Origin of the sequence: Enterobacter cloacae complex sp. 677-3DZ2D5B (assembly GCF_004136695.1) — a bacterium.
Lineage (GTDB): Bacteria > Pseudomonadota > Gammaproteobacteria > Enterobacterales > Enterobacteriaceae > Enterobacter > Enterobacter hormaechei_C.
The window spans coordinates 99,749-121,430 of record NZ_QFLS01000002.1 but is presented as its reverse complement, the minus strand read 5'-3'; the positions used below and the strand labels follow the sequence as shown (position 1 = coordinate 121,430).

The window sequence follows — 21,682 nt, the reverse complement described above, 5'->3', positions numbered from 1 at the left end:
TTCAGACCGCACGTTTTACTGATACACAGGCAACAGATTAAAACTCGAAAGCACGTGCACCACCGCGTTACCGATACCAAATAACAGGATCAGCGCAATCATCGGTTTTCCGCCCCAGACGCGGAATTTCGGGCTGCCGAAGCGCTTACGTGATTTGCGCGCCAGCAGCGCCGGTACAATCGCCGCCCAGATGGTGGCCGCCAGTCCTGCATAGCCGATGGCGTAGAGGAAACCGTTCGGCCACAGCAGGCCGCCCACAATCGGCGGCAGGAAGGTCAACAGCGCCGTTTTGAAGCGCCCCGTCGCAGAGTCATCAAAACCAAACAGATCCGCCAGGTAGTCAAACAGGCCCAGCGTCACGCCGAGGAATGAACTCGCCACCGCAAAGTTCGAGAAGACCACCAGAAGCAGATCCAGGCTGCGGCTGTTCAGCACGCCGCTCAGCGCCTGTACCAGCACATCAATGTTACCGCCCTTCTGCGCAATGCCGATAAATTCCGGACGCGGGATGTTACCCATCGTCCCCAGCAGCCAGATCACATACAGCGCCAGCGCCAGCAGCGTGCCGTAAACCAGGCATTTCACGATGGTGCGCGGATCCTTGCCGTAGTACTTCATCAGGCTCGGTACGTTACCGTGGTAGCCAAACGACGCCAGACAGAACGGCAGGGTCATCAGCAGGTACGGCGTATAAGAGGTGTTCGTTTCGGCAACGTTAAACAGCGTGGCCGGCGTGACGTGCCCCAGCAGGCTGCCGAAGGTAAGAAAGAAGGTGATGACCTTTGCGCCCAGCACGATTGCCGTCATGCGGCTGACCGCTTTGGTGCTCATCCAGACGATAAACGCCACGCCCAGCGCGAAGCAGAGACCCGCCAGACGCGCCGGAACGTTCAGCGACATCTCTGAGAAGGTGTGATGCAGAATCGACCCGCTCGCTGAAATGTACGCGTAGGTCAGGATATAGAGTACAAACGCGATGGACAGCCCGTTCACCAGGTTCCAGCCTTTGCCCAACAGATCCCGGGTGAGGGTGTCGAAGCTGGAGCCAATGCGATAGTTCAGGTTTGCTTCAAGGATCATCAGCCCGGAATGAAGCATGCAGAACCAGGTGAAAACCAGCGCCGCCAGCGACCAGAAGAACCACGCACCGGACATGACCACAGGCAGGGAAAACATCCCGGCACCAATGATGGTTCCGCCGATGATCACCACGCCGCCAAGCAGCGAAGGTGACGTTTGGGTGGTGGTTAGTGTTGCCATGCGGCCTTATCTCCAGTGAAAAATGTGGTTCTGCATTTTAGTGTGCTGCACTGTACCAGTACAAGAGTACAAAAGGAATAAAAAAAGCCCTGATAGCAACTATCGGGGCTGTATATTTTACTTTACGTCAGAAGCGAAAGGCTTACGCGTCACCGAAACGACGACGGCTGGCACCTTCTTCACGGCGTGGACCACGGTTTTCGCGGCGCTCACCGGAGAAACGACGGCCTTCACCACCGCGACCTTCGCTGCGACCACCTTCACGACGCTCGCCACCGAAACCGCGACCACCGCCACGACGTTCGCCGCCACGGTCAGGACGTGGCTGTGCATCGCCCAGCAGCTGCATGTTCATCGGCTTGTTCAGGATGCGGGTGCGAGTAAAGTGTTGCAGTACTTCGCCCGGCATGCCTTTTGGCAGCTCGATGGTGGAGTGGGAACCGAACAGCTTGATGTTACCAATGTAACGGCTGCTGATGTCGCCTTCGTTAGCGATCGCGCCAACGATGTGACGAACTTCAACACCATCATCACGGCCCACTTCAATGCGATACAGTTCCATTTCGCCAGCGTCACGACGCTCGCGACGTGGACGGTCTTCACCACCACGCTCTGGACGGTCACCGCGTGGACCACGGTCGTTACGGTCGCCACGACGTTCGAAACGATCGTCACGGTCACGGAACTCACGCTTAGGACGCATCGGCGCATCAGGTGGCACGATCAGGCTACGTTCGCCCTGCGCCATTTTCAGCAGTGCTGCGGCCAGGGTTTCCATGTCCAGCTCTTCGCCTTCAGCGACAGGCTGGATCTGGGACAGCAGCGCACGGTACTGATCCAGATCGCTGCTTTCCAGCTGCTGCTGTACTTTCGCGGCGAATTTTTCCAGACGGCGTTTGCCCAGCAGTTCTGCGTTTGGCAGCTCAGCTTCTGGAATGGTCAGCTTCATGGTGCGTTCAATGTTACGCAGCAGACGACGCTCGCGGTTCTCAACGAACAGCAGCGCACGGCCCGCACGACCCGCACGACCGGTACGGCCGATACGGTGAACGTAAGACTCGGAGTCCATTGGGATATCGTAGTTTACAACCAGGCTGATACGCTCAACGTCCAGACCACGTGCTGCCACGTCGGTTGCAATCAGAATATCCAGACGACCGTCTTTCAGACGCTCCAGGGTCTGCTCGCGCAGGGCCTGGTTCATGTCGCCGTTCAGCGCTGCGCTGTTGTAGCCGCTACGCTCCAGGGCTTCAGCCACTTCCAGGGTCGCGTTTTTGGTACGTACGAAGATAATCGCCGCATCAAAATCTTCCGCTTCCAGGAAACGGACCAGCGCTTCGTTTTTGCGCATGCCGTATACAGACCAGTAGCTCTGGCTGATGTCCGGGCGAGTGGTCACGCTGGACTGAATGCGCACTTCCTGCGGCTCTTTCATGAAGCGGCGGGTAATGCGACGGATCGCTTCTGGCATAGTTGCAGAGAACAGAGCGGTCTGATGACCTTCCGGGATCTGCGCCATGATGGTTTCTACGTCTTCGATGAAGCCCATACGCAGCATTTCATCGGCTTCGTCCAGTACCAGACCGCTCAGTTTAGAGAGGTCCAGGGTACCGCGCTTCAGGTGATCCAGCAGACGGCCCGGCGTACCGACAACAATCTGTGGACCCTGGCGCAGGGCGCGTAACTGCACGTCATAACGCTGGCCGCCGTACAGGGCTACCACGTTTACGCCGCGCATATGTTTAGAGAATTCCGTCATGGCTTCAGCAACCTGAACAGCCAGTTCACGGGTTGGAGCCAGGACGAGGATCTGCGGCGCGCGCAGGTCCGGATCAATGTTGTTCAGCAGCGGCAGCGAGAATGCTGCGGTTTTACCGCTACCAGTCTGGGCCATGCCCAGCACGTCACGACCAGAAAGCAGGTGTGGGATACACTCAGCCTGGATCGGAGATGGTTTTTCGTAACCCAGATCGTTAAGGGCTTCAAGGATAGGAGCCTTCAGGCCCAGATCTGCAAAAGTGGTTTCGAATTCAGCCATGTAGTACAAGTGCCTCGATATTAATGGCGGCCAGTCTACTTAGCTCATCGTGAAAATGATTAGCAATTTTCATTGAAAAGTGTGAACCGGCTCAAATTAGGTGTATTGACGAACAACAACGCCCTCACCAGTGAAGGTGATGGCAATCAAAAGATTACGGGCTGATGTTTATGTCGTCAGCTATTGCTGGTCCGATTCTGCCAGGTCGTCTTGCTCCTGGCCCAAGAGCGATAATTCCAACAATGCATAACGGTGCTCAACGAAGTTATGTACGTTGTTAGCAACCGCTAATTTGAACAGTGCCGTAGCGCTGTCCATATCCCCCAGACTTAGGTAGTACTTACCTAAATAGAAGTTGGTTTCACTGAGATGCTCAGCGAGCGAGGTGTTATCCGTTGCGTCCGCCTTGAGGCGTTCCATCAGCGTTGCTTCGCTAATGTTGCCCAGGTAGAACTCGACAATGTTCCATCCCCACTGTTCCTTGTCCGATTTCTCGAAGCGCTGTTTCAGTGCTTCTTTGGCCTGCTTCTCATCAAGCTTCTGCTCAACGATGTAAAGCCACAGGCTGCGGAAAGGATCATTAGGATCGTCTTGATAAAACGCCAGCAGATCATCTTGCGCTAACTTATCACGTCCGCCGTAATACAATGCGATACCGCGATTCAAGTGCGCGTAGTTGTAAGTTGGATCAAGCTCAAGTACAGAATCAAACGCTTCATAGGCAGCATCAAAATTGCCTGCCTGCGTTAAATAAATGCCTAAGTAATTGAATACTTCAGGCATATCAGGTCGAATCGCCAGCGCTTGTGAAAAATCATTTCGCGCCAGTGCCCTCAGACCGAGACTATCATACAACACTCCGCGCTCATATAAAAGCTGTGCGCGTTCGTCATCGGTTAAAGCCCGACTGGCAAGTATTTGTTCCATGCGTGCCAGAATGACTTCCTGCTGCAAAGTCGGTTGCAATGGCACTGCGAGGACTTCGCTCTTACGCCAGGCAGAGTTGCTGCATCCTGCCAGCGTTAAAGCTGTCGCAACGAAACACCAGCGCAAAAAAGGCTTCATTTCCCACTCCCGAAGACAACTATTGGATGAACGTCCTGTCCCCCGGCGGCTTAACAAGGCGTCCTGCCTGATAATAAGCCCTCCGCCTGCGCGGAGGGCAAATGGCAACCTTACTCGCCTTGCTGTTCAGCAGCCGGAGCTTCCGGCGCCGCAGCAGGCTGAGACTGCTCGGTTGCTTCTTTAATGCTCAGACGGATACGGCCCTGGCGGTCAACTTCCAGAACTTTCACCGGTACTTCCTGACCCATTTGCAGGTAATCGGTCACTTTCTCAACGCGCTTGTCAGCGATCTGAGAGATGTGTACCAGACCTTCTTTACCGCCACCGATGGCAACGAATGCGCCAAAGTCAACGATACGGGTCACTTTACCATTGTAGATACGGCCCACTTCGATTTCTGCCGTGATCTCTTCGATACGACGGATAGCGTATTTCGCTTTCTCGCCGTCGGTTGCTGCGATCTTCACAGTACCGTCATCTTCGATTTCGATGGTGGTGCCCGTTTCTTCGGTCAGTGCACGGATAACGGAACCGCCCTTACCGATAACATCTTTGATCTTGTCTGGATTGATCTTGATGGTGTGAATACGCGGAGCGAATTCAGAGATATCACCGCGTGGCGCGTTGATAGCCTGTTCCATCACGCCCAGGATGTGCAGACGCGCACCTTTAGCCTGGTTCAGAGCAACCTGCATGATCTCTTTGGTGATACCTTCAATTTTGATATCCATCTGCAAGGCAGAGATACCGTCGCGGGAACCCGCCACTTTGAAGTCCATATCACCCAGGTGGTCTTCATCACCCAGAATGTCAGACAGAACAACGTAGTTGTCGCCTTCTTTCACCAGACCCATTGCGATACCCGCAACGGCGGCTTTAATTGGCACGCCTGCATCCATCAGCGCCAGAGAAGCACCACACACGGAAGCCATGGAAGAAGAACCGTTGGATTCAGTGATTTCAGACACCACACGTACGGTGTACGGGAATTTGTCTGCTTCTGGCATCACTGCCAGCACGCCGCGCTTCGCCAGACGACCGTGACCAATTTCACGACGCTTCGGTGAGCCAACCATACCGGTTTCGCCCACAGAGTACGGAGGGAAGTTGTAGTGGAACAGGAAGCTGTCAGTGCGCTCGCCCATCAGTTCGTCGATGATCTGTGCGTCACGTGCAGTACCCAGGGTCGCGGTTACCAGCGCCTGCGTTTCACCACGGGTGAACAGCGCAGAACCGTGAGTACGTGGCAGTACGCCAGTACGCACGTCCAGACCACGGATCATGTCTTTTTCACGGCCATCGATACGCGGCTCGCCTGCCAGTACGCGGCTACGAACAACGTTTTTCTCGATAGCGTGCAGGATTTCGCCAATTTCGTTAGCGTCCAGCGTTTCGTCTTCGGCAACCAGGGTCGCGGTCACTTCAGATTTGATCACATCAACCTGAGCATAGCGCTCCTGTTTGTCGGTGATGCGGTATGCGTCGCTCAGACGAGATTCTGCCAGTGCAGCAACGCGTGCGTTCAGCGCGTCGTTGGCCGCTTCTGGCTGCCAGTCCCAACGTGGTTTACCGGCTTCTTTCACCAGGTCGTTGATGTTCTGGATAACAACCTGCTGCTGGTCGTGGCCGAAGACCACAGCGCCCAGCATCTGGTCTTCGCTCAGCAGTTCAGCTTCGGATTCAACCATCAGCACCGCGGCTTCAGTACCGGCGACAACCAGGTCCAGCTTACTCTCTTTCAGCTCTTCCTGAGTTGGGTTCAGCACGTACTGATCATTGATGTAACCCACGCGCGCAGCACCGATTGGACCATTGAATGGAATACCAGACAGTGACAGGGCAGCAGACGCACCGATCATCGCAACGATGTCCGGGTTAACCTGCGGGTTAACGGAAACAACGGTTGCGATAACCTGCACTTCGTTCACGAAGCCTTCCGGGAACAGCGGACGAACCGGGCGGTCAATCAGACGCGCGATCAGGGTTTCGCCTTCGCTTGGACGGCCTTCACGACGGAAGAAGCCACCTGGGATTTTACCGGCAGCGTAGGTACGCTCCTGGTAGTTAACGGTCAGCGGGAAGAAGTCCTGACCTGGTTTAGCTTTTTTCTGGCCAACTACGGTAACGAATACAGCAGTGTCATCCATGCTTACCATAACGGCAGCAGTAGCCTGACGCGCCATCATGCCGGTTTCCAGCGTGACGGTATGCTGACCATACTGGAATTTACGAACGATCGGATTCAGCAAAGTTCTGTCCTTTCTTAAATGTTTGAAAGCACACCTCAGGTGTGCTGACGATTTAACCCGACCTTCTTCGCATCCTCGCGACTAATGACAACCGACACCCCCATGGGTGAAGCCTCTCATTAGCCGCGCGAACCTCTGCAATGAAGATCATTTATAGCAACAATACAATAGTTTCCATTGAATTGCTGCCGTCTGGTTGAAAAAAGGGGCCATCAGGCCCCCTTTTCTGAAACTCGCAAGAATTAGCGACGCAGACCCAGACGCTCGATCAGCGCGGTGTAGCGTGCAACATCTTTACGCTTCAGGTAGTCGAGCAGTTTACGACGCTGAGAAACCATACGCAGCAGACCACGACGGCTGTGGTGATCTTTTTTGTGCTCTGCAAAGTGACCTTGCAGGTGGTTAATCTGTGCAGTCAGCAGTGCAACCTGAACTTCGGTAGAACCGCTGTCGTTAGTACCACGACCAAACTCAGAAACGATTTTAGCTTTAGCTTCAACGCTTAGAGACATTTTCAAACTCCAAAGTATAAAGAATGTAAGGATGCCGATCTCTAATTCAGCTATCCCATGTACGCCCCGCAGATTGTTAAACAATTTACCAGGCGTTAAGCGGCGATATTCTACTCGTCTCCCCTGCTTATCGCAAGGTAAGGCGTTATCACCGTCACGCTTCGACCGGATATTCGACGACCAGACGACGCGGCGCCACACGCCCTTCGCCGTCCATTTCGCCCATACCGATGAATTTCCCTTCGTCACCTTCCGTCACGCGTACCAGGCCCTCAAGCGGTGCCCCCGTTGTGCGAACCGGGTTTCCGTTCTTAAAGTAAACGGACGATGTTAAAGGAAGATTAACAACCGGGAAGTCCACTGCCGGACTGTCCATTGGCATCAGCAGCGGGTCCAGCAGATCGGCCGGCGCAACGCCCTGCGCTTGCGCCTGCTCAATCAGGGCGTGCAGATGCTCAAGCGTCACCATGCGTTCGACCGGATATTTGCTGACCGCCAGACGACGCAGATAAATCACATGCGCGCCGCAACCCAGCTTTTCACCGAGGTCATCAATGATGGTGCGGATATAGGTCCCTTTCGAACAGTGTACTTCCAGCTCGAGTTCATCACCTTCGTGACGAATGAACAGCAGCTCATACACGGTAATCGGACGAGCTTCGCGCGGAACCTCAATGCCCTGACGTGCATATTCGTAGAGCTTTTTGCCCTGATATTTCAGCGCCGAATACATCGACGGCACCTGTAGCGTATCACCACGGAAGCTGTCCAGCGCCGCATCAAGTTGCTCTGCGCTGAAGGTCACCGGGCGCTCTTCCACCACCAGGCCATCTGCATCGGAGGTATCCGTGCGCTGGCCCAGTTTGGCAATCACGCGGTAGCGCTTATCGGAATCCAGCAGGTACTGGGAAAACTTTGTCGCTTCCCCCAGGCAGATCGGCAGCATGCCGGTTGCCAGCGGATCCAGCGCGCCAGTGTGCCCTGCTCGGTTGGCGTTATAAATACGCTTCACTTTTTGCAGCACGTCGTTGCTGGATGCGCCCTGTGGTTTATCCAGCAACAGCACGCCATGCACGTCACGACCGCGACGACGAGGACGACTCATCAGTCCTCCTTGCTGTCGTCCGCCGGGTTAACACGACGCTCATCGTCATGTTTCACCACGCTGGTCACCAGGTTGGACATACGCATACCTTCAACCAGCGAGTTGTCGTAGAAGAAGGTCAGCTCTGGCACGATACGCAGGCGCATCGCTTTGCCGAGCAGAGAGCGGATGAAACCAGAGGCTTCCTGCAACGCTTTAATGCCGTTCTTCACGGCGTCTTCATCCTGGTCATTCAGGAAAGTCACAAACACTTTGGCGTACGCCAGGTCGCGGGACATTTCCACGCCAGACACGGTGGTCATCATACCCACGCGTGGATCTTTGATTTCACGTTGCAGAATGAGAGCGATCTCTTTCTGCATCTCCTGCGCGACGCGCTGTGGGCGACCAAATTCTTTCGCCATAATAAATTCTCCAGACAAAAAAGGGGCTTAAGCCCCTTTTTAAAATTACTGCCGGGTGGCGCTTCGCTTACCCGGCCTACGCTAATTACTCTTCAGTTGACGAAGATTACGCGATGGTACGCTGAATTTCGATGATCTCGAACACTTCGATCATATCGCCAACGCGAACGTCGTTGTAGTTCTTCACGCCGATACCACATTCCATGCCGTTACGAACTTCGTTAACGTCATCTTTGAAGCGGCGCAGGGATTCCAGCTCACCTTCGTAGATAACCACGTTGTCGCGCAGTACGCGGATTGGGTTGTGACGCTTAATGGTCCCTTCGGTAACCATACAGCCCGCGATCGCACCGAATTTCGGTGATTTGAACACGTCACGTACTTCAGCCAGACCGATGATCTGCTGTTTCAGCTCAGGAGACAGCATGCCGCTCATCGCTGCTTTCACTTCGTCAATCAGGTTATAGATGACGGAGTAGTAACGCAGATCCAGGCTTTCAGCATCAATCACTTTACGCGCAGATGCGTCAGCACGAACGTTGAAGCCAACCAGTATCGCGTTGGACGCTGCTGCCAGAGTTGCGTCGGTTTCGGTGATACCACCTACGCCAGAACCGATGATCTTCACTTTCACTTCGTCGGTAGACAGTTTCAGCAAGGAGTCGGAGATCGCTTCCACAGAACCCTGAACGTCCGCTTTCAGAACAACGTTCACTTCGTGAACTTCGCCTTCGGTCATGTTGGCGAACATATTCTCGAGTTTAGATTTCTGCTGACGAGCCAGCTTCACTTCACGGAATTTACCCTGACGATACAGAGCGACTTCACGCGCTTTCTTCTCGTCACGTACGACGGTTACTTCGTCACCGGCAGCCGGAACACCGGACAGCCCCAGGATTTCCACTGGAATGGACGGACCCGCTTCCAGCACTTCCTGACCCAGTTCGTTACGCATCGCGCGAACGCGACCGTATTCGAAACCACACAGAACGATGTCGCCCTTGTGCAGAGTACCTTCGCGAACCAGAACGGTTGCAACCGGACCACGACCTTTATCCAGGAAGGATTCGATTACCGCGCCGCTCGCCATACCTTTACGAACCGCTTTCAGCTCCAGAACTTCAGCCTGAAGCAGGATAGCGTTCAGCAGGTCGTCGATACCGGTACCTGCTTTTGCAGATACAGGGATGAACTGTGCTTCACCGCCCCACTCTTCCGGCATAACGCCGTACTGGGACAGTTCGTTCTTCACGCGATCCATATCAGCTTCTGGCTTATCGATTTTGTTGACTGCAACAACCAGAGGCACCTGCGCCGCTTTCGCGTGCTGGATAGCTTCAATGGTCTGTGGCATCACGCCATCGTCGGCAGCAACAACCAGAACAACGATATCCGTTGCCTGAGCACCACGAGCACGCATTGAGGTAAACGCTGCGTGGCCTGGGGTATCCAGGAAGGTGATCATGCCGTTTTCGGTTTCTACGTGGTAAGCACCGATGTGCTGGGTAATACCACCCGCTTCGCCGGAGGCAACCTTAGTAGAACGAATGTAGTCAAGCAGAGAGGTTTTACCGTGGTCAACGTGACCCATGATGGTCACAACCGGTGCGCGCGGTTCAGCCGCTGCGCCCGTATCACGGTCGCTCATTACTGCTTCTTCCAGCTCGTTTTCACGACGCAGGATAACTTTGTGGCCCATCTCTTCGGCAACCAGCTGTGCGGTTTCCTGGTCGATGACCTGGTTGATGGTGGCCATTGCGCCCAGTTTCATCATCGCTTTGATGACCTGAGAGCCTTTCACCGCCATTTTGTTAGCCAGTTCGCCAACGGTGATAGTTTCGCCGATCACAACGTCACGGTTAACGGCCTGAGCAGGCTTCTGGAAGCCCTGCTGGAGAGCGGAACCTTTACGCTTGCCGCCTTTACCGCCGCGAACCGCTGCACGCGCTTCTTCACGGTCAGCTTTTGATTCAGCGTGTTTGTTACCTTTTTTCGCAGGACGCGCAGCTTTTGCACTGCGAGTACGACCACGACCACCTTCTACTTCGCGGTCGTTGTCGTCTTCTGCCTGACGCGCATGCTGAGACGTGGTGACGTGATAATCGCTGGTATCTTCAGTTGGTTCAGCAGTATTCACACCATTCTTCTCGTTTTCTTCTGCCATGCGACGCGCTTCTTCGGCGACGCGGCGAGCTTCTTCTTCAAGCTTGCGGCGGGCTTCTTCTTCCGCTTTACGCTTCAGCTCGGCAGCTTCATTTTCACGGCGGGCTTTTTCAGCCTGGGCAGTTTTGGTCATTTCGTCGGTCTGTTGATTGCTCACTTTGTCTTTTTCCGCAGCGTCACGCTTCGCTTTTTCACCGGCGTCGCGTTTCGCTTTTTCTGCGGCCTCACGTTCAGCTTTTAATTCTGCTTCACGTTTGGCAGTGGCTTCTGCCTCACGCTGAGCTTGTTCTTCCGCTTCACGCTGTGCCTGCTCTTCCGCGGCAAGGCGTTCTGCCTCTTGCGGATCACGTTTTACAAAGGTGCGCGTCTTGCGGACTTCAATTTGTACCGACTTGCTTTTGCCACCGGTACCAGGGATGTTCAACGTGCTACGCGTTTTACGCTGTAGCGTTAACTTGTCAGGCGTAGAGCCGTGTTCACGGTTCAGGTGCGCTAACAAGGTTTGTTTTTCTTGCGCGGTCACCGAGTCATCAGCGGACTTCGGGATCCCTGCATCAGCAAATTGCTGTACCAGGCGGTCCACGGAGGTCTGAATCTCAGCAGCCAGCGATTTTACAGTTACATCAGTCATGCTGTTCCTTCCTGCTACAGTTTATTACGCTTCGTCGCCGAACCAGCAAATATTACGTGCGGCCATGATGAGTTCGCCGGCTTTCTCGTCGGTTAAACCTTCGATATCGGCCAGGTCATCAACGCCTTGCTCAGCGAGATCTTCCAGCGTACAAACACCACGGGCAGCCAGCTTGAACGCAATCGCACGATCAAGACCTTCCAGATTCAGCAGGTCATCAGCCGGCTTCTTATCGCCAAGGCTTTCTTCCTGAGCCAGCGCCAGGGTGGTCAGTGCGTTTTTAGCGCGTTCACGCAGGGCTTCAACGGTTGGTTCATCCAGACCGTCAATTTCCAGCAGCTCTTTCATTGGCACGTAGGCCAGTTCTTCCAGCGTAGAGAAACCTTCTTCAACCAGCACAGTGGCGAAGTCTTCGTCAATGTCCAGGTATTTGGTGAAGGTATCGATCGCCGCGTGGGCTTCAGCCTGATGCTTGGCCTGAAGGTCATCAACGGTCATCACGTTGAGTTCCCAGCCGCTCAGCTGTGACGCCAGACGTACGTTCTGACCGTTACGGCCAATCGCCTGCGCCAGGTTGCCCGCTTCAACAGCGATATCCATGGTGTGTTTGTCTTCGTCAACAACGATAGACGCCACATCAGCCGGTGCCATTGCGTTGATCACGAACTGCGCCGGGTTGTCGTCCCACAGAACGATATCAATGCGCTCGCCGCCCAGTTCGGTAGAAACCGCCTGAACACGTGCGCCACGCATACCGACGCAAGCACCGACCGGGTCGATACGCTTGTCGTTGGTTTTCACCGCAATTTTCGCACGGGAACCCGGATCGCGGGCCGCCGCTTTGATTTCGATAACTTCTTCGCCGATTTCCGGCACTTCGATACGGAACAGTTCAACCAGCATTTCTGGTTTAGAACGCGTCACGAACAGCTGTGCACCACGCGCTTCAGGACGTACGGCATACAGCACACCACGAATACGATCGCCTGGGCGGAAGTTTTCACGCGGCAGCATGTCTTCGCGCAGGATGACGGCTTCAGCGTTACCCGGCAGTCCTTCGGATTTGATCTCCAGAGAGATGTTGTCGCGGTTCACTTTCTTCACCACGCCAGTGATGATTTCGCCTTCCTGATCGCGGAACTGATCGACAACCAGAGCGCGCTCGGCTTCGCGAACTTTCTGCACGATAACCTGCTTCGCGGTCTGGGTGGTGATACGGTCGAAGGTAACAGATTCAATCTGATCTTCAACGTAGTCACCCACGTTCAGACTTTCGTCTTCAAAACGTGCCGCTTCCAGGGTGATCTCTTTGGTCGGTTGGGTCACTTCTTCAACGATTACCCAACGACGGAATGTATCGAAGTCACCGCTTTTACGATCGATTTCTACGCGAACATCGATCTCTTGTTCGTATTTTTTCTTGGTTGCTGTAGCCAGTGCACTTTCCAGCGCTTCGAAAATCTTCTCACGCGGCAGTGATTTCTCGTTGGAGACGGCTTCAACAACAGCCAAAATTTCTTTGTTCATCGCGGGCTTTTCACCTCAATCCAGACTGTTAAAAGTGGGGAACCAGGTTCGCCTTCTGGATATTACTCAGCGCGAACACTTCATCTTTGCCTTCGACTGTCACCGTGATCATTTCACCATCAACGGCTTTGATAATTCCCTGCCATTTACGGCGGTTCTGTACGGCCATACGCAGAACGAGAGCCACTTCTTCACCGGTAAAGCGCACGTAGTGCTCGGCCGTGAACATCGGACGATCGAGGCCAGGTGAGGAAACTTCCAGGTTGTACGCAACGGTAATCGGATCTTCAACATCAAGAACCGCACTCACCTGGTGGCTGACATCAGCACAATCATCAACATTGATGCCATCTTCACTATCAATATAGATGCGCAGTGTGGATGTACGGCCGCGAACGAATTCGATGCCGACCAGTTCGTAGCCCAGTGCTTCGACCGGCGCAGTAATCATCTCTGTTAATTTTTGCTCTAATGTGGACAAGCCCACCCCCAAGACATAAAAAAAGGGCGTAAAGCCCAGTTATTCTGTAGTCAGATAACAAAAAACCCCGATAAATCGGGGCTTTAGATAACTGAACCCTATAGCCACAACTGTGGCCTGGAGCACTCTCCGAAAGCATTTTTTCAAATCCAGCTACGAAGGCTCTAAGTCTTCACAGTATATTTGAAAAAGAACTTTATGGGAAAGTGGTTGCGGGGGCCGGATTTGAACCGACGACCTTCGGGTTATGAGCCCGACGAGCTACCAGGCTGCTCCACCCCGCGCCTGAAACGTGGCAAATTCTACGCGTTTTGGACAGAATTTGCAAATAATGCTGGGATTTGGTACCGAAGACGGGACGTAAAATCGGCATTCAGTATATTGATAGTTGACCCCACCTGTCAACCCAACTTCGGCCAGGGCAATAAAAGGGAAATTTTTACAAAAAACGCACACGTCTCTTTCGGTCGTCGATAAAAGATGATTAAATGAATACTCACTTATTTTGCATAAACATGCATCGAGAGCGAAAGCGGTCTCTAATCAGTCAATCAAGCAGGGTTTTATTATATGACGACGATTCTCAAGCATCTCCCGGTAGGACAACGTATTGGCATCGCTTTTTCTGGCGGCCTGGATACCAGCGCTGCACTGCTGTGGATGCGCCAGAAGGGAGCGGTTCCTTATGCATATACTGCGAACCTGGGTCAGCCGGACGAGGAAGATTATGACGCGATCCCTCGTCGTGCCATGGAATATGGCGCAGAGAACGCACGTCTGATCGACTGCCGTAAGCAGCTGGTCGCCGAAGGGATTGCCGCGATCCAGTGCGGTGCTTTCCATAATACGACCGGCGGCCTGACCTATTTCAATACCACCCCGCTGGGTCGTGCCGTCACCGGCACTATGCTGGTCGCCGCCATGAAAGAAGATGGCGTGAACATCTGGGGGGACGGTAGCACCTATAAAGGCAACGATATTGAACGTTTCTATCGTTATGGCCTGCTGACCAACGCCGAGTTGCAGATCTACAAACCGTGGCTGGATACCGACTTCATCGACGAGCTGGGTGGCCGTCATGAAATGTCTGAGTTTATGATTGCCTGCGGCTTTGACTACAAGATGTCGGTTGAGAAAGCCTACTCAACCGACTCCAACATGCTGGGTGCGACGCACGAAGCGAAAGACCTGGAATTCCTGAACTCCAGCGTAAAAATTGTTAACCCGATCATGGGCGTGAAGTTCTGGGATGAAAACGTGAAGATCCCGGCGGAAGAAGTGACCGTGCGTTTCGAACGTGGTCATCCGGTTGCCCTGAACGGTAAAACCTTCTCCGACGATGTTGAACTGATGCTGGAAGCAAACCGCATCGGCGGTCGTCACGGTCTGGGTATGAGCGATCAGATCGAAAACCGTATCATCGAAGCAAAAAGCCGCGGCATTTACGAAGCTCCAGGGATGGCGCTGCTGCACATCGCTTATGAGCGTCTGCTGACCGGTATTCACAACGAAGACACCATTGAGCAGTATCACGCTCATGGCCGTCAGCTGGGCAAACTGCTGTATCAGGGTCGCTGGTTTGATCCACAGGCGCTGATGCTGCGTGACGCCCTGCAACGTTGGGTGGCAAGCGCCATCACCGGCGAAGTGACCCTGGAACTGCGTCGCGGTAACGACTACTCCATCCTGAACACCGTGTCTGACAACCTGACCTATAAAGCAGAGCGTCTGACCATGGAGAAAGGTGAGTCAGTATTCTCTCCGGACGATCGTATTGGCCAGCTGACCATGCGTAACCTGGACATCACCGATACCCGTGAGAAGCTGTTCAACTATGTTGAGAATGGCCTGCTCTCCGCGAATTCCGGTAATGGTCTGCCGCAGGTTGAGAACCTGGAACACAGCGATAAGAAGTAATCGACAGCAAGACATGCAAAAGGCGCCCAATGGGCGCCTTTTTTGTGGTCTTCGTAGGCCCGGTAAGCGCAGCGCCACCGGGCAAAACGGCGGGTGGCGCTGCGCTTACCCGCCCTACAATAGATCGGAAACACAGAATATAAAGACGAAAAAAAAGACGTCTTGCGACGTCTTTCTTCTGGAATATTGGTACCGAGGATGGGACTCGAACCCACAAGCCCGTTAGGGCACTACCACCTCAAGGTAGCGTGTCTACCAATTCCACCACCTCGGTACGGAATACTTACTGCGGGATATCGCTGGTTGGCTTAGCCGGTGCAGCTGGCTGAGTTTGCTCAGTTTTTGCTGGCGCGCTCAGATTTTCCCACTCGCTTCCTTTACTGGTCTTGTTGCTGTTGATATTGCCCAGCACCAGGCTGATAATGAAGAACAGCGTAGCCAGAATCGCCGTCGTGCGGGTCATGAAGTTCGCAGAACCACTTGAACCGAACAGCGTACCGGAAGCGCCTGCTCCGAAGGAGGCTCCCATATCAGCGCCTTTACCTTGCTGTAGCATAATCAGCGCTACGAGAGCGATGGCTACAATAAGGAAAATAACTAAAAGAGCTTCGTACATAATCAACCTGTTCCTTGCGGATTTGCCGCATACCAATGCTTCGACCAATTAGCAGGATTTTGTTTCCCACTGAAGCGGGTGTGAATACTAACCAAAGCGAATCACCTTCGCAAGGGCATTTTCGAGGCATTGTATCAACTGCGGAAAAAAACAGCAAAAAGCCATTAATTGTTTAAAACAAAGGCGGCAAACGCCGCCTTTTTAAACACTTATTCTGAAAGATTATGCAGCTTTGACTGCATCCGCAATGCGGTGCGCAAATTCAGTCACCTGCGCTTCGTCTTCGCCTTCCACCATCACGCGGATCAGCGGCTCGGTACCCGACTTACGCAGCAGGACGCGCCCACGGCTGCCAAGCGTCGCTTCCACCTCTGCCATCACCGCTTTCACGTTATCATTTTCCAGCGGGTCACCTTTACCCGCGGTGAAACGCACGTTGACCAGGATCTGCGGGAACATTTTCATGCCGCTGCACAGATCGTGCAGGCTCATATGGTTACGCGCCATCGCGGCAACAACCTGAAGCGCCGCCACAATGCCGTCACCGGTGGTGGTTTTATCGAGCAGGATCACATGGCCGGAGTTTTCCGCGCCAATACGCCAGCCTTTCTCCTGGAGTTTTTCCAGCACGTAGCGGTCACCCACTTTCGCACGAACAAACGGGATGCCCAGCTGTTTCAGCGCCAGCTCCAGACCCATATTGCTCATCAAAGTGCCCACCGCGCCACCGCGCAGTTGCCCCTGACGCAGGCCTTCACGCGCAATGATGTAGAGGATCTGATCGCCATCGACCTTGTTACCTTCGTGATCAACCATGATCACACGGTCACCATCGCCATCCAGGGCAATACCCAGATCGGCCTTTTCAGCCAGGACACGCGCTTGCAAGGCACGCACGTCTGTCGCGCCAACTTCTTCGTTGATGTTCAGACCGTCCGGCTCGCAGCCGATAGTGATCACTTTCGCACCCAGCTCGCGGAACACATTCGGCGCAATGTGGTAAGTCGCACCGTTTGCACAGTCCACCACAATTTTGAGGTGTGCCAGGCTCAGTTCATTCGGGAAAGTGCCTTTGCAGAATTCAATGTAGCGGCCTGCGGCATCGACAATACGGTTGGCTTTACCCAGCTCAGCGGAGTCAACACAGGTGATCTCTTTTTCCATTTCCGCTTCAATCGCCTCTTCCACGTCATCCGGCAGTTTAGTGCCGTCGATGGAGAAGAATTTGATACCGTTGTCATAGAACGGGTTATGGGAAGCGGAAATGACGATGCCCGCTTCCGCACGGAAGGTGCGGGTCAGATAGGCAACAGCAGGAGTCGGCATTGGCCCCGTAAAGGAAGCTGAAAGCCCCGCCGCCGCCAGCCCGGCTTCCAGCGCGGATTCCAGCATATAACCCGAAATACGGGTATCTTTCCCAATAATGATCTTACGGGAGCCATGACGCGCCAGCACTTTCCCCGCTGCCCAGCCCAGCTTCAGGACAAAGTCAGGGGTAATTGGCGCATCGCCTACGCGCCCACGGATGCCATCGGTACCAAAATATTTACGATTACTCATAGCGTTTGTTTTCCTTCGCTGCCAGTGTGGCTTCCACCACACGCATGGCTTCTACTGTTTCTTTTACGTCATGGACGCGAATGATGTGTGCACCTTGCATCGCGGCAATCACCGCGCAGGCCAGACTGCCGCTCAGACGTTCGCTCGGCCCGACATTCAACAACTGACCAATCATCGATTTTCTCGACATTCCCACCAGCAGTGGCAGGCCGAACTGATGAAACTCTGATAAGCGCGCAAGCAACGCGTAATTGTGTGAGAGATTTTTACCGAAACCGAAGCCCGGGTCGAGCAGCAATTTCTCTTTTGCGATACCCGCACGTTCACAGCGTTCGATATGCTCAATAAAGAAGCGGGTGACGTCGGCAAACACGTCTTCATATTTTGGCGCCTCCTGCATTGTCTTAGGCTGGCCCTGCATATGCATCAGACACACCGGTAGCCCGGTTTCTGCGGCGGCTTCAATCGCGCCCGGCTCGGTCAGCGAGCGGATATCATTGATAATGTGAGCGCCCACTCTCGCCACTTCACGGATCACTTCGGGTTTGGAGGTATCAACAGAGATCCACACTTCAAAGCGCCGGGCGATAGCCTCCACCACCGGCACCACGCGCGCCAGCTCTTCTTCCACCGAAACCTCCGCCGCGCCAGGCCGCGTTGACTCCCCTCCAACGTCAATGATGGTGGCACCCGCGTTAATCATTAAATTCGCGTGTTTAACCGCGTCGATAAGCGAATTATGCGTGCCGCCGTCAGAGAAGGAATCAGGCGTGACATTCAGGATCCCCATCACATGGGGATGTGAAAGGTCGAGATGCGAGTCCTGGGCGAATAGTTTCATGGTGAAGTCCCTGGGATTAATGTGGTTAAACAGATAAGAAAAACCCCGGAGCAAGCTCCAGGGTTTGAGATACAGACAAACGCTTCAACAGCAGTGACTTACTTGTCGCCTAACTGCTCTGACATGGTGTTGCCCGGGTTTGGCGTACGCGGTTCATCGACCGGACGCGGCGCACGCGGGGTGCCATTGTTGTCAGAATTGTTAGACGCGCCTGGGTCTTCCCAGCCTGCCGGCGGACGCACTTCGCGGCGCGCCATCAGGTCGTCAATCTGTGGTGCATCGATGGTCTCATATTTCATGAGCGCATCTTTCATCGAATGCAGGATGTCCATATTGTCGTTCAGGATCTGACGGGCGCGAGCGTAGTTACGTTCAATCAGCGCTTTCACTTCCTGGTCGATGATACGTGCCGTTTCATCGGACATATGTTTCGCTTTTGCCACGGAGCGGCCCAGGAACACCTCGCCCTCTTCCTCTGCATACAGCAGCGGACCGAGTTTGTCGGAGAAGCCCCACTGAGTCACCATGTTACGCGCCAGGTTTGTCGCCACTTTAATATCGTTCGACGCACCGGTGGAAACATGTTCCGCACCGTAGATAATCTCTTCAGCCAGACGACCGCCGTACAGGGTTGAAATCTGGCTTTCCAGCTTCTGACGGCTGGCGCTGATCGCGTCGCCTTCAGGCAGGAAGAAGGTCACACCCAGCGCACGACCGCGTGGAATGATCGTCACCTTGTGTACCGGATCGTGTTCCGGCACCAGACGACCGATAATCGCGTGGCCCGCTTCGTGATATGCCGTGGACTCTTTCTGCGCTTCCGTCATCACCATGGAGCGACGTTCCGCACCCATCATGATTTTGTCTTTCGCTTTCTCAAATTCCACCATGGACACCACGCGCTTGTTACCGCGAGCGGCAAACAGGGCTGCTTCGTTGACCAGGTTAGCCAGATCCGCACCGGAGAAGCCTGGAGTACCACGCGCGATGATTGCCGCGTCGATATCTGGCGCCAGCGGTACGCGACGCATATGCACTTTCAGAATCTGTTCACGACCGCGAACATCCGGCAGACCGACCACAACCTGGCGGTCGAAACGGCCTGGACGCAGCAGCGCAGGGTCAAGTACGTCCGGACGGTTAGTTGCCGCGATAACGATGATACCTTCGTTACCTTCGAAGCCGTCCATCTCAACCAGCATCTGGTTCAGCGTCTGCTCACGTTCATCGTGACCACCACCCAGGCCTGCGCCACGCTGGCGGCCTACGGCATCGATTTCATCGATGAAGATGATGCACGGTGCTGCCTTCTTAGCCTGCTCGAACATGTCACGCACACGAGATGCACCGACACCCACGAACATTTCAACGAAGTCAGAACCTGAAATAGTAAAGAACGGCACCTTCGCTTCACCCGCGATGGCTTTTGCCAGCAGGGTTTTACCCGTACCCGGAGGGCCGACCATCAGGACGCCTTTCGGGATCTTACCGCCCAGTTTCTGGAAACGGCTCGGCTCGCGTAGGTATTCAACCAGTTCACCCACCTCTTCTTTTGCTTCGTCACAACCTGCTACGTCAGCAAACGTGGTCTTGATCTGGTCTTCCGTCAGCATACGCGCCTTGCTCTTACCGAACGACATGGCACCTTTGCCACCACCGCCCTGCATCTGGCGCATAAAGAAGATCCAGACGCCGATAAGAAGCAGCATCGGGAACCAGGAAATGAAGATAGAAGCCAGCAGGCTTGGTTCTTCCGGCGGCTCGCCTACCACTTTGACGTTTTTGGTCAGAAGGTTATCAAGCAGCTTAGGATCGTTCACCGGGATGTAAGTCGTGTAACGGTTACTATCTTTCTTGGTAACGTTGATCTCACGTCCGTTGATACGCGCTTCGCGAACCTGGTCCTGATTGACCTCTTGCAGGAAGGTAGAATAATCCACCTTGCGGCCATTCGACTCGCTGGGCCCAAAGCTCTGGAATACTGACATCAGCACAACGGCAATGACCAGCCAGAGTATTAGGTTTTTCGCCATGTCACTCAAGGGATTAACCTCATATTACAACTGTGTTAAAAACAGCGTCAGGATACTCTATATCCAGTTTCATTCAAACTTTCGCCTGAAATCTACCGGTTATCATTTTCGCCCGGTCGCTACAATATACACTTCACGGGAACGGGCCCGGGAAGAGTCCGGCTTACGAACTTTGACCTTCGCAAACAGGGAGCGAATTTCCTTAAGATACTCCTCGAAACCTTCGCCCTGAAACACCTTCACAACAAAACTACCACCAGGCGCTAGTACATCACGACACATTTCTAACGCTAGTTCCACCAGATACATGGCGCGGGGGATATCCACCGCCGGTGTTCCACACATATTTGGCGCCATATCCGACATGACAACCTGGACCTTACTGTCACCTACACGATCAAGTAATGCTTTCAGCACTAATTCATCACGAAAGTCGCCCTGAAGGAAGTCGACACCGACGATGGGATCCATTGGTAAAAGATCGCATGCGATGATTCGGCCCGTTCCGCCGATCTGCGTAACCGCATACTGGGACCATCCGCCAGGTGCCGCACCGAGGTCGACCACCGTCATTCCCGGTTTAAAAAGTTTGTCACTTTGCTGTATTTCATCAAGTTTAAACCAGGCGCGGGAACGCAACCCCTTTTTCTGCGCCTGTTGAACATATTTATCGCTAAAGTGTTCCTGAAGCCAGCGGCTGGAGCTGGCAGAACGCTTTTTACCTGTCATTTAACATTTCCGTCCTGGTTCATCGTTGCTTGCCTGTGACGTAAATTTCTACGCAGCTATTTGGCGATATTAGGGAGATGGCGGTAGAATGAACCGTTTTCAATCCCAACGTAAGCAAAAATATACGATGAATCTGAGTACTAAACAAAAACAGCACCTTAAAGGTCTGGCACATCCGCTCAAGCCTGTAGTGATGCTTGGCAACAATGGTTTGACCGAAGGGGTGCTTGCCGAGATTGAACAAGCGCTGGAACACCACGAGCTGATCAAGGTGAAAATCGCCTCTGAAGACAGAGACACAAAAAACCTGATCGTGGAAGCCATCGTGCGCGAAACCGGCGCCTGTAATGTACAGGTCATCGGTAAAACGCTGGTGCTCTATCGCCCATCTAAAGAGCGCAAAATCTCGCTGCCACGTTAAGGATATCCTGAATCGAACACATTTTCTGTGTGAAACGAGGGATTTCTTTCAGCAGGCGAGCAAAATGCCATGCTCCGTGAGTTGATAAAAGGCCGCTATGCGGCCTTTTTCTTTTCTTTACAATGTATCA

Annotated in this window: 18 protein-coding genes and 2 tRNA genes; 2 read left to right on the top strand and 18 right to left on the bottom strand. The window is 53.8% G+C overall.

All coding sequences use genetic code 11. From position 1 onward, the window contains the following. Positions 1-15: 15 nt before the first annotated feature. From mtr to DD597_RS04955, 12 genes are all read right to left on the bottom strand, one after another. Positions 16-1,260, bottom strand: a complete 1,245-nt coding sequence (mtr, locus tag DD597_RS05010) for a tryptophan permease (protein WP_032667314.1) — start codon at positions 1,258-1,260, stop codon at positions 16-18. Between the two features lie 142 nt (positions 1,261-1,402). Beyond that, positions 1,403-3,298, bottom strand: a complete 1,896-nt coding sequence (locus tag DD597_RS05005) for a DEAD/DEAH family ATP-dependent RNA helicase (RefSeq protein WP_003861780.1) — start codon at positions 3,296-3,298, stop codon at positions 1,403-1,405. Further along, the gene (gene yrbN, locus DD597_RS05000; protein ID WP_097397692.1) at positions 3,291-3,371 is read right to left on the bottom strand and encodes a protein YrbN; all 81 of its coding nucleotides are present in this window, start codon (positions 3,369-3,371) and stop codon (positions 3,291-3,293) included. The genes DD597_RS05005 and yrbN overlap by 8 nt, the downstream gene beginning before the upstream one ends. A 107-nt stretch (positions 3,372-3,478) precedes the next feature. After that, a complete protein-coding gene (gene nlpI / locus DD597_RS04995; protein ID WP_003861782.1) occupies positions 3,479-4,363 on the bottom strand; it encodes a lipoprotein NlpI in 885 nt (294 codons plus the stop codon). Between the two features lie 110 nt (positions 4,364-4,473). Then, positions 4,474-6,612, bottom strand: coding sequence for a polyribonucleotide nucleotidyltransferase (gene pnp, locus DD597_RS04990; protein ID WP_003861786.1), 2,139 nt, complete (start codon positions 6,610-6,612; stop codon positions 4,474-4,476). A 242-nt stretch (positions 6,613-6,854) separates the two neighbouring features. After that, a complete protein-coding gene (gene rpsO / locus DD597_RS04985) occupies positions 6,855-7,124 on the bottom strand; it encodes a 30S ribosomal protein S15 (protein WP_003861789.1) in 270 nt (89 codons plus the stop codon). Between the two features lie 154 nt (positions 7,125-7,278). Beyond that, complete coding sequence (truB, locus tag DD597_RS04980; RefSeq protein WP_045331543.1) at positions 7,279-8,229, bottom strand: tRNA pseudouridine(55) synthase TruB; 951 nt, start codon at positions 8,227-8,229, stop codon at positions 7,279-7,281. Beyond that, complete coding sequence (gene rbfA / locus DD597_RS04975; RefSeq protein WP_003861793.1) at positions 8,229-8,633, bottom strand: 30S ribosome-binding factor RbfA; 405 nt, start codon at positions 8,631-8,633, stop codon at positions 8,229-8,231. Before rbfA ends, truB begins: the two co-directional genes overlap by 1 nt. 106 nt (positions 8,634-8,739) lie before the next feature. Beyond that, a complete protein-coding gene (infB, locus tag DD597_RS04970) occupies positions 8,740-11,427 on the bottom strand; it encodes a translation initiation factor IF-2 (protein ID WP_003861796.1) in 2,688 nt (895 codons plus the stop codon). A gap of 24 nt (positions 11,428-11,451) precedes the next feature. After that, complete coding sequence (gene nusA / locus DD597_RS04965; protein ID WP_003861798.1) at positions 11,452-12,954, bottom strand: transcription termination factor NusA; 1,503 nt, start codon at positions 12,952-12,954, stop codon at positions 11,452-11,454. A gap of 28 nt (positions 12,955-12,982) precedes the next feature. After that, positions 12,983-13,435, bottom strand: coding sequence for a ribosome maturation factor RimP (gene rimP / locus DD597_RS04960; protein WP_014833432.1), 453 nt, complete (start codon positions 13,433-13,435; stop codon positions 12,983-12,985). A 207-nt stretch (positions 13,436-13,642) separates the two neighbouring features. Next, positions 13,643-13,719: transfer RNA gene (locus tag DD597_RS04955), tRNA-Met, on the bottom strand. A gap of 286 nt (positions 13,720-14,005) precedes the next feature. On the opposite strand from DD597_RS04955, the gene argG reads away from it, so the two are divergent. Next, complete coding sequence (gene argG, locus DD597_RS04950; RefSeq protein ID WP_022649518.1) at positions 14,006-15,352, top strand: argininosuccinate synthase; 1,347 nt, start codon at positions 14,006-14,008, stop codon at positions 15,350-15,352. Between the two features lie 187 nt (positions 15,353-15,539). Here argG and DD597_RS04945 read toward each other — a convergent pair. The 6 genes from DD597_RS04945 to rlmE form a co-directional block, all read right to left on the bottom strand. Then, positions 15,540-15,626: transfer RNA gene (locus DD597_RS04945), tRNA-Leu, on the bottom strand. 9 nt (positions 15,627-15,635) lie between these two features. After that, positions 15,636-15,968 carry a preprotein translocase subunit SecG gene (gene secG / locus DD597_RS04940; RefSeq protein WP_003861803.1) on the bottom strand — a complete coding sequence of 111 codons (333 nt, stop codon included), beginning with the start codon at positions 15,966-15,968 and terminating at the stop codon, positions 15,636-15,638. Positions 15,969-16,190: 222 nt separating this feature from the next. Continuing rightward, positions 16,191-17,528 carry a phosphoglucosamine mutase gene (glmM, locus tag DD597_RS04935; protein WP_003861804.1) on the bottom strand — a complete coding sequence of 446 codons (1,338 nt, stop codon included), beginning with the start codon at positions 17,526-17,528 and terminating at the stop codon, positions 16,191-16,193. Further along, the gene (gene folP / locus DD597_RS04930; RefSeq protein ID WP_003861807.1) at positions 17,521-18,369 is read right to left on the bottom strand and encodes a dihydropteroate synthase; all 849 of its coding nucleotides are present in this window, start codon (positions 18,367-18,369) and stop codon (positions 17,521-17,523) included. The genes glmM and folP overlap by 8 nt, the downstream gene beginning before the upstream one ends. Before the next feature lie 98 nt (positions 18,370-18,467). Then, entirely contained in the window at positions 18,468-20,402 is a 1,935-nt protein-coding gene (gene ftsH / locus DD597_RS04925; protein ID WP_003861810.1) for an ATP-dependent zinc metalloprotease FtsH, read from the bottom strand. A gap of 102 nt (positions 20,403-20,504) precedes the next feature. After that, positions 20,505-21,131 carry a 23S rRNA (uridine(2552)-2'-O)-methyltransferase RlmE gene (rlmE, locus tag DD597_RS04920; protein ID WP_003861812.1) on the bottom strand — a complete coding sequence of 209 codons (627 nt, stop codon included), beginning with the start codon at positions 21,129-21,131 and terminating at the stop codon, positions 20,505-20,507. A gap of 127 nt (positions 21,132-21,258) precedes the next feature. On the opposite strand from rlmE, the gene yhbY reads away from it, so the two are divergent. Then, on the top strand, positions 21,259-21,552 hold the full coding sequence (gene yhbY / locus DD597_RS04915) for a ribosome assembly RNA-binding protein YhbY (protein ID WP_003861814.1): 294 nt from the start codon (positions 21,259-21,261) through the stop codon (positions 21,550-21,552). The last annotated feature ends 130 nt before the right edge of the window (positions 21,553-21,682 follow it).

Coding starts and splice junctions, on each gene's coding strand:
- mtr (WP_032667314.1), bottom strand. CDS start 1,260: ATGGCAACACTAACCACCACCCAAACGTCACCTTCGCTGCTTGGCGGC.
- DD597_RS05005 (WP_003861780.1), bottom strand. CDS start 3,298: ATGGCTGAATTCGAAACCACTTTTGCAGATCTGGGCCTGAAGGCTCCT.
- yrbN (WP_097397692.1), bottom strand. CDS start 3,371: ATGAAAATTGCTAATCATTTTCACGATGAGCTAAGTAGACTGGCCGCC.
- nlpI (WP_003861782.1), bottom strand. CDS start 4,363: ATGAAGCCTTTTTTGCGCTGGTGTTTCGTTGCGACAGCTTTAACGCTG.
- rpsO (WP_003861789.1), bottom strand. CDS start 7,124: ATGTCTCTAAGCGTTGAAGCTAAAGCTAAAATCGTTTCTGAGTTTGGT.
- truB (WP_045331543.1), bottom strand. CDS start 8,229: ATGAGTCGTCCTCGTCGTCGCGGTCGTGACGTGCATGGCGTGCTGTTG.
- rbfA (WP_003861793.1), bottom strand. CDS start 8,633: ATGGCGAAAGAATTTGGTCGCCCACAGCGCGTCGCGCAGGAGATGCAG.
- infB (WP_003861796.1), bottom strand. CDS start 11,427: ATGACTGATGTAACTGTAAAATCGCTGGCTGCTGAGATTCAGACCTCC.
- nusA (WP_003861798.1), bottom strand. CDS start 12,954: ATGAACAAAGAAATTTTGGCTGTTGTTGAAGCCGTCTCCAACGAGAAA.
- argG (WP_022649518.1), top strand. CDS start 14,006: ATGACGACGATTCTCAAGCATCTCCCGGTAGGACAACGTATTGGCATC.
- secG (WP_003861803.1), bottom strand. CDS start 15,968: ATGTACGAAGCTCTTTTAGTTATTTTCCTTATTGTAGCCATCGCTCTC.
- glmM (WP_003861804.1), bottom strand. CDS start 17,528: ATGAGTAATCGTAAATATTTTGGTACCGATGGCATCCGTGGGCGCGTA.
- folP (WP_003861807.1), bottom strand. CDS start 18,369: ATGAAACTATTCGCCCAGGACTCGCATCTCGACCTTTCACATCCCCAT.
- ftsH (WP_003861810.1), bottom strand. CDS start 20,402: ATGGCGAAAAACCTAATACTCTGGCTGGTCATTGCCGTTGTGCTGATG.
- rlmE (WP_003861812.1), bottom strand. CDS start 21,131: ATGACAGGTAAAAAGCGTTCTGCCAGCTCCAGCCGCTGGCTTCAGGAA.
- yhbY (WP_003861814.1), top strand. CDS start 21,259: ATGAATCTGAGTACTAAACAAAAACAGCACCTTAAAGGTCTGGCACAT.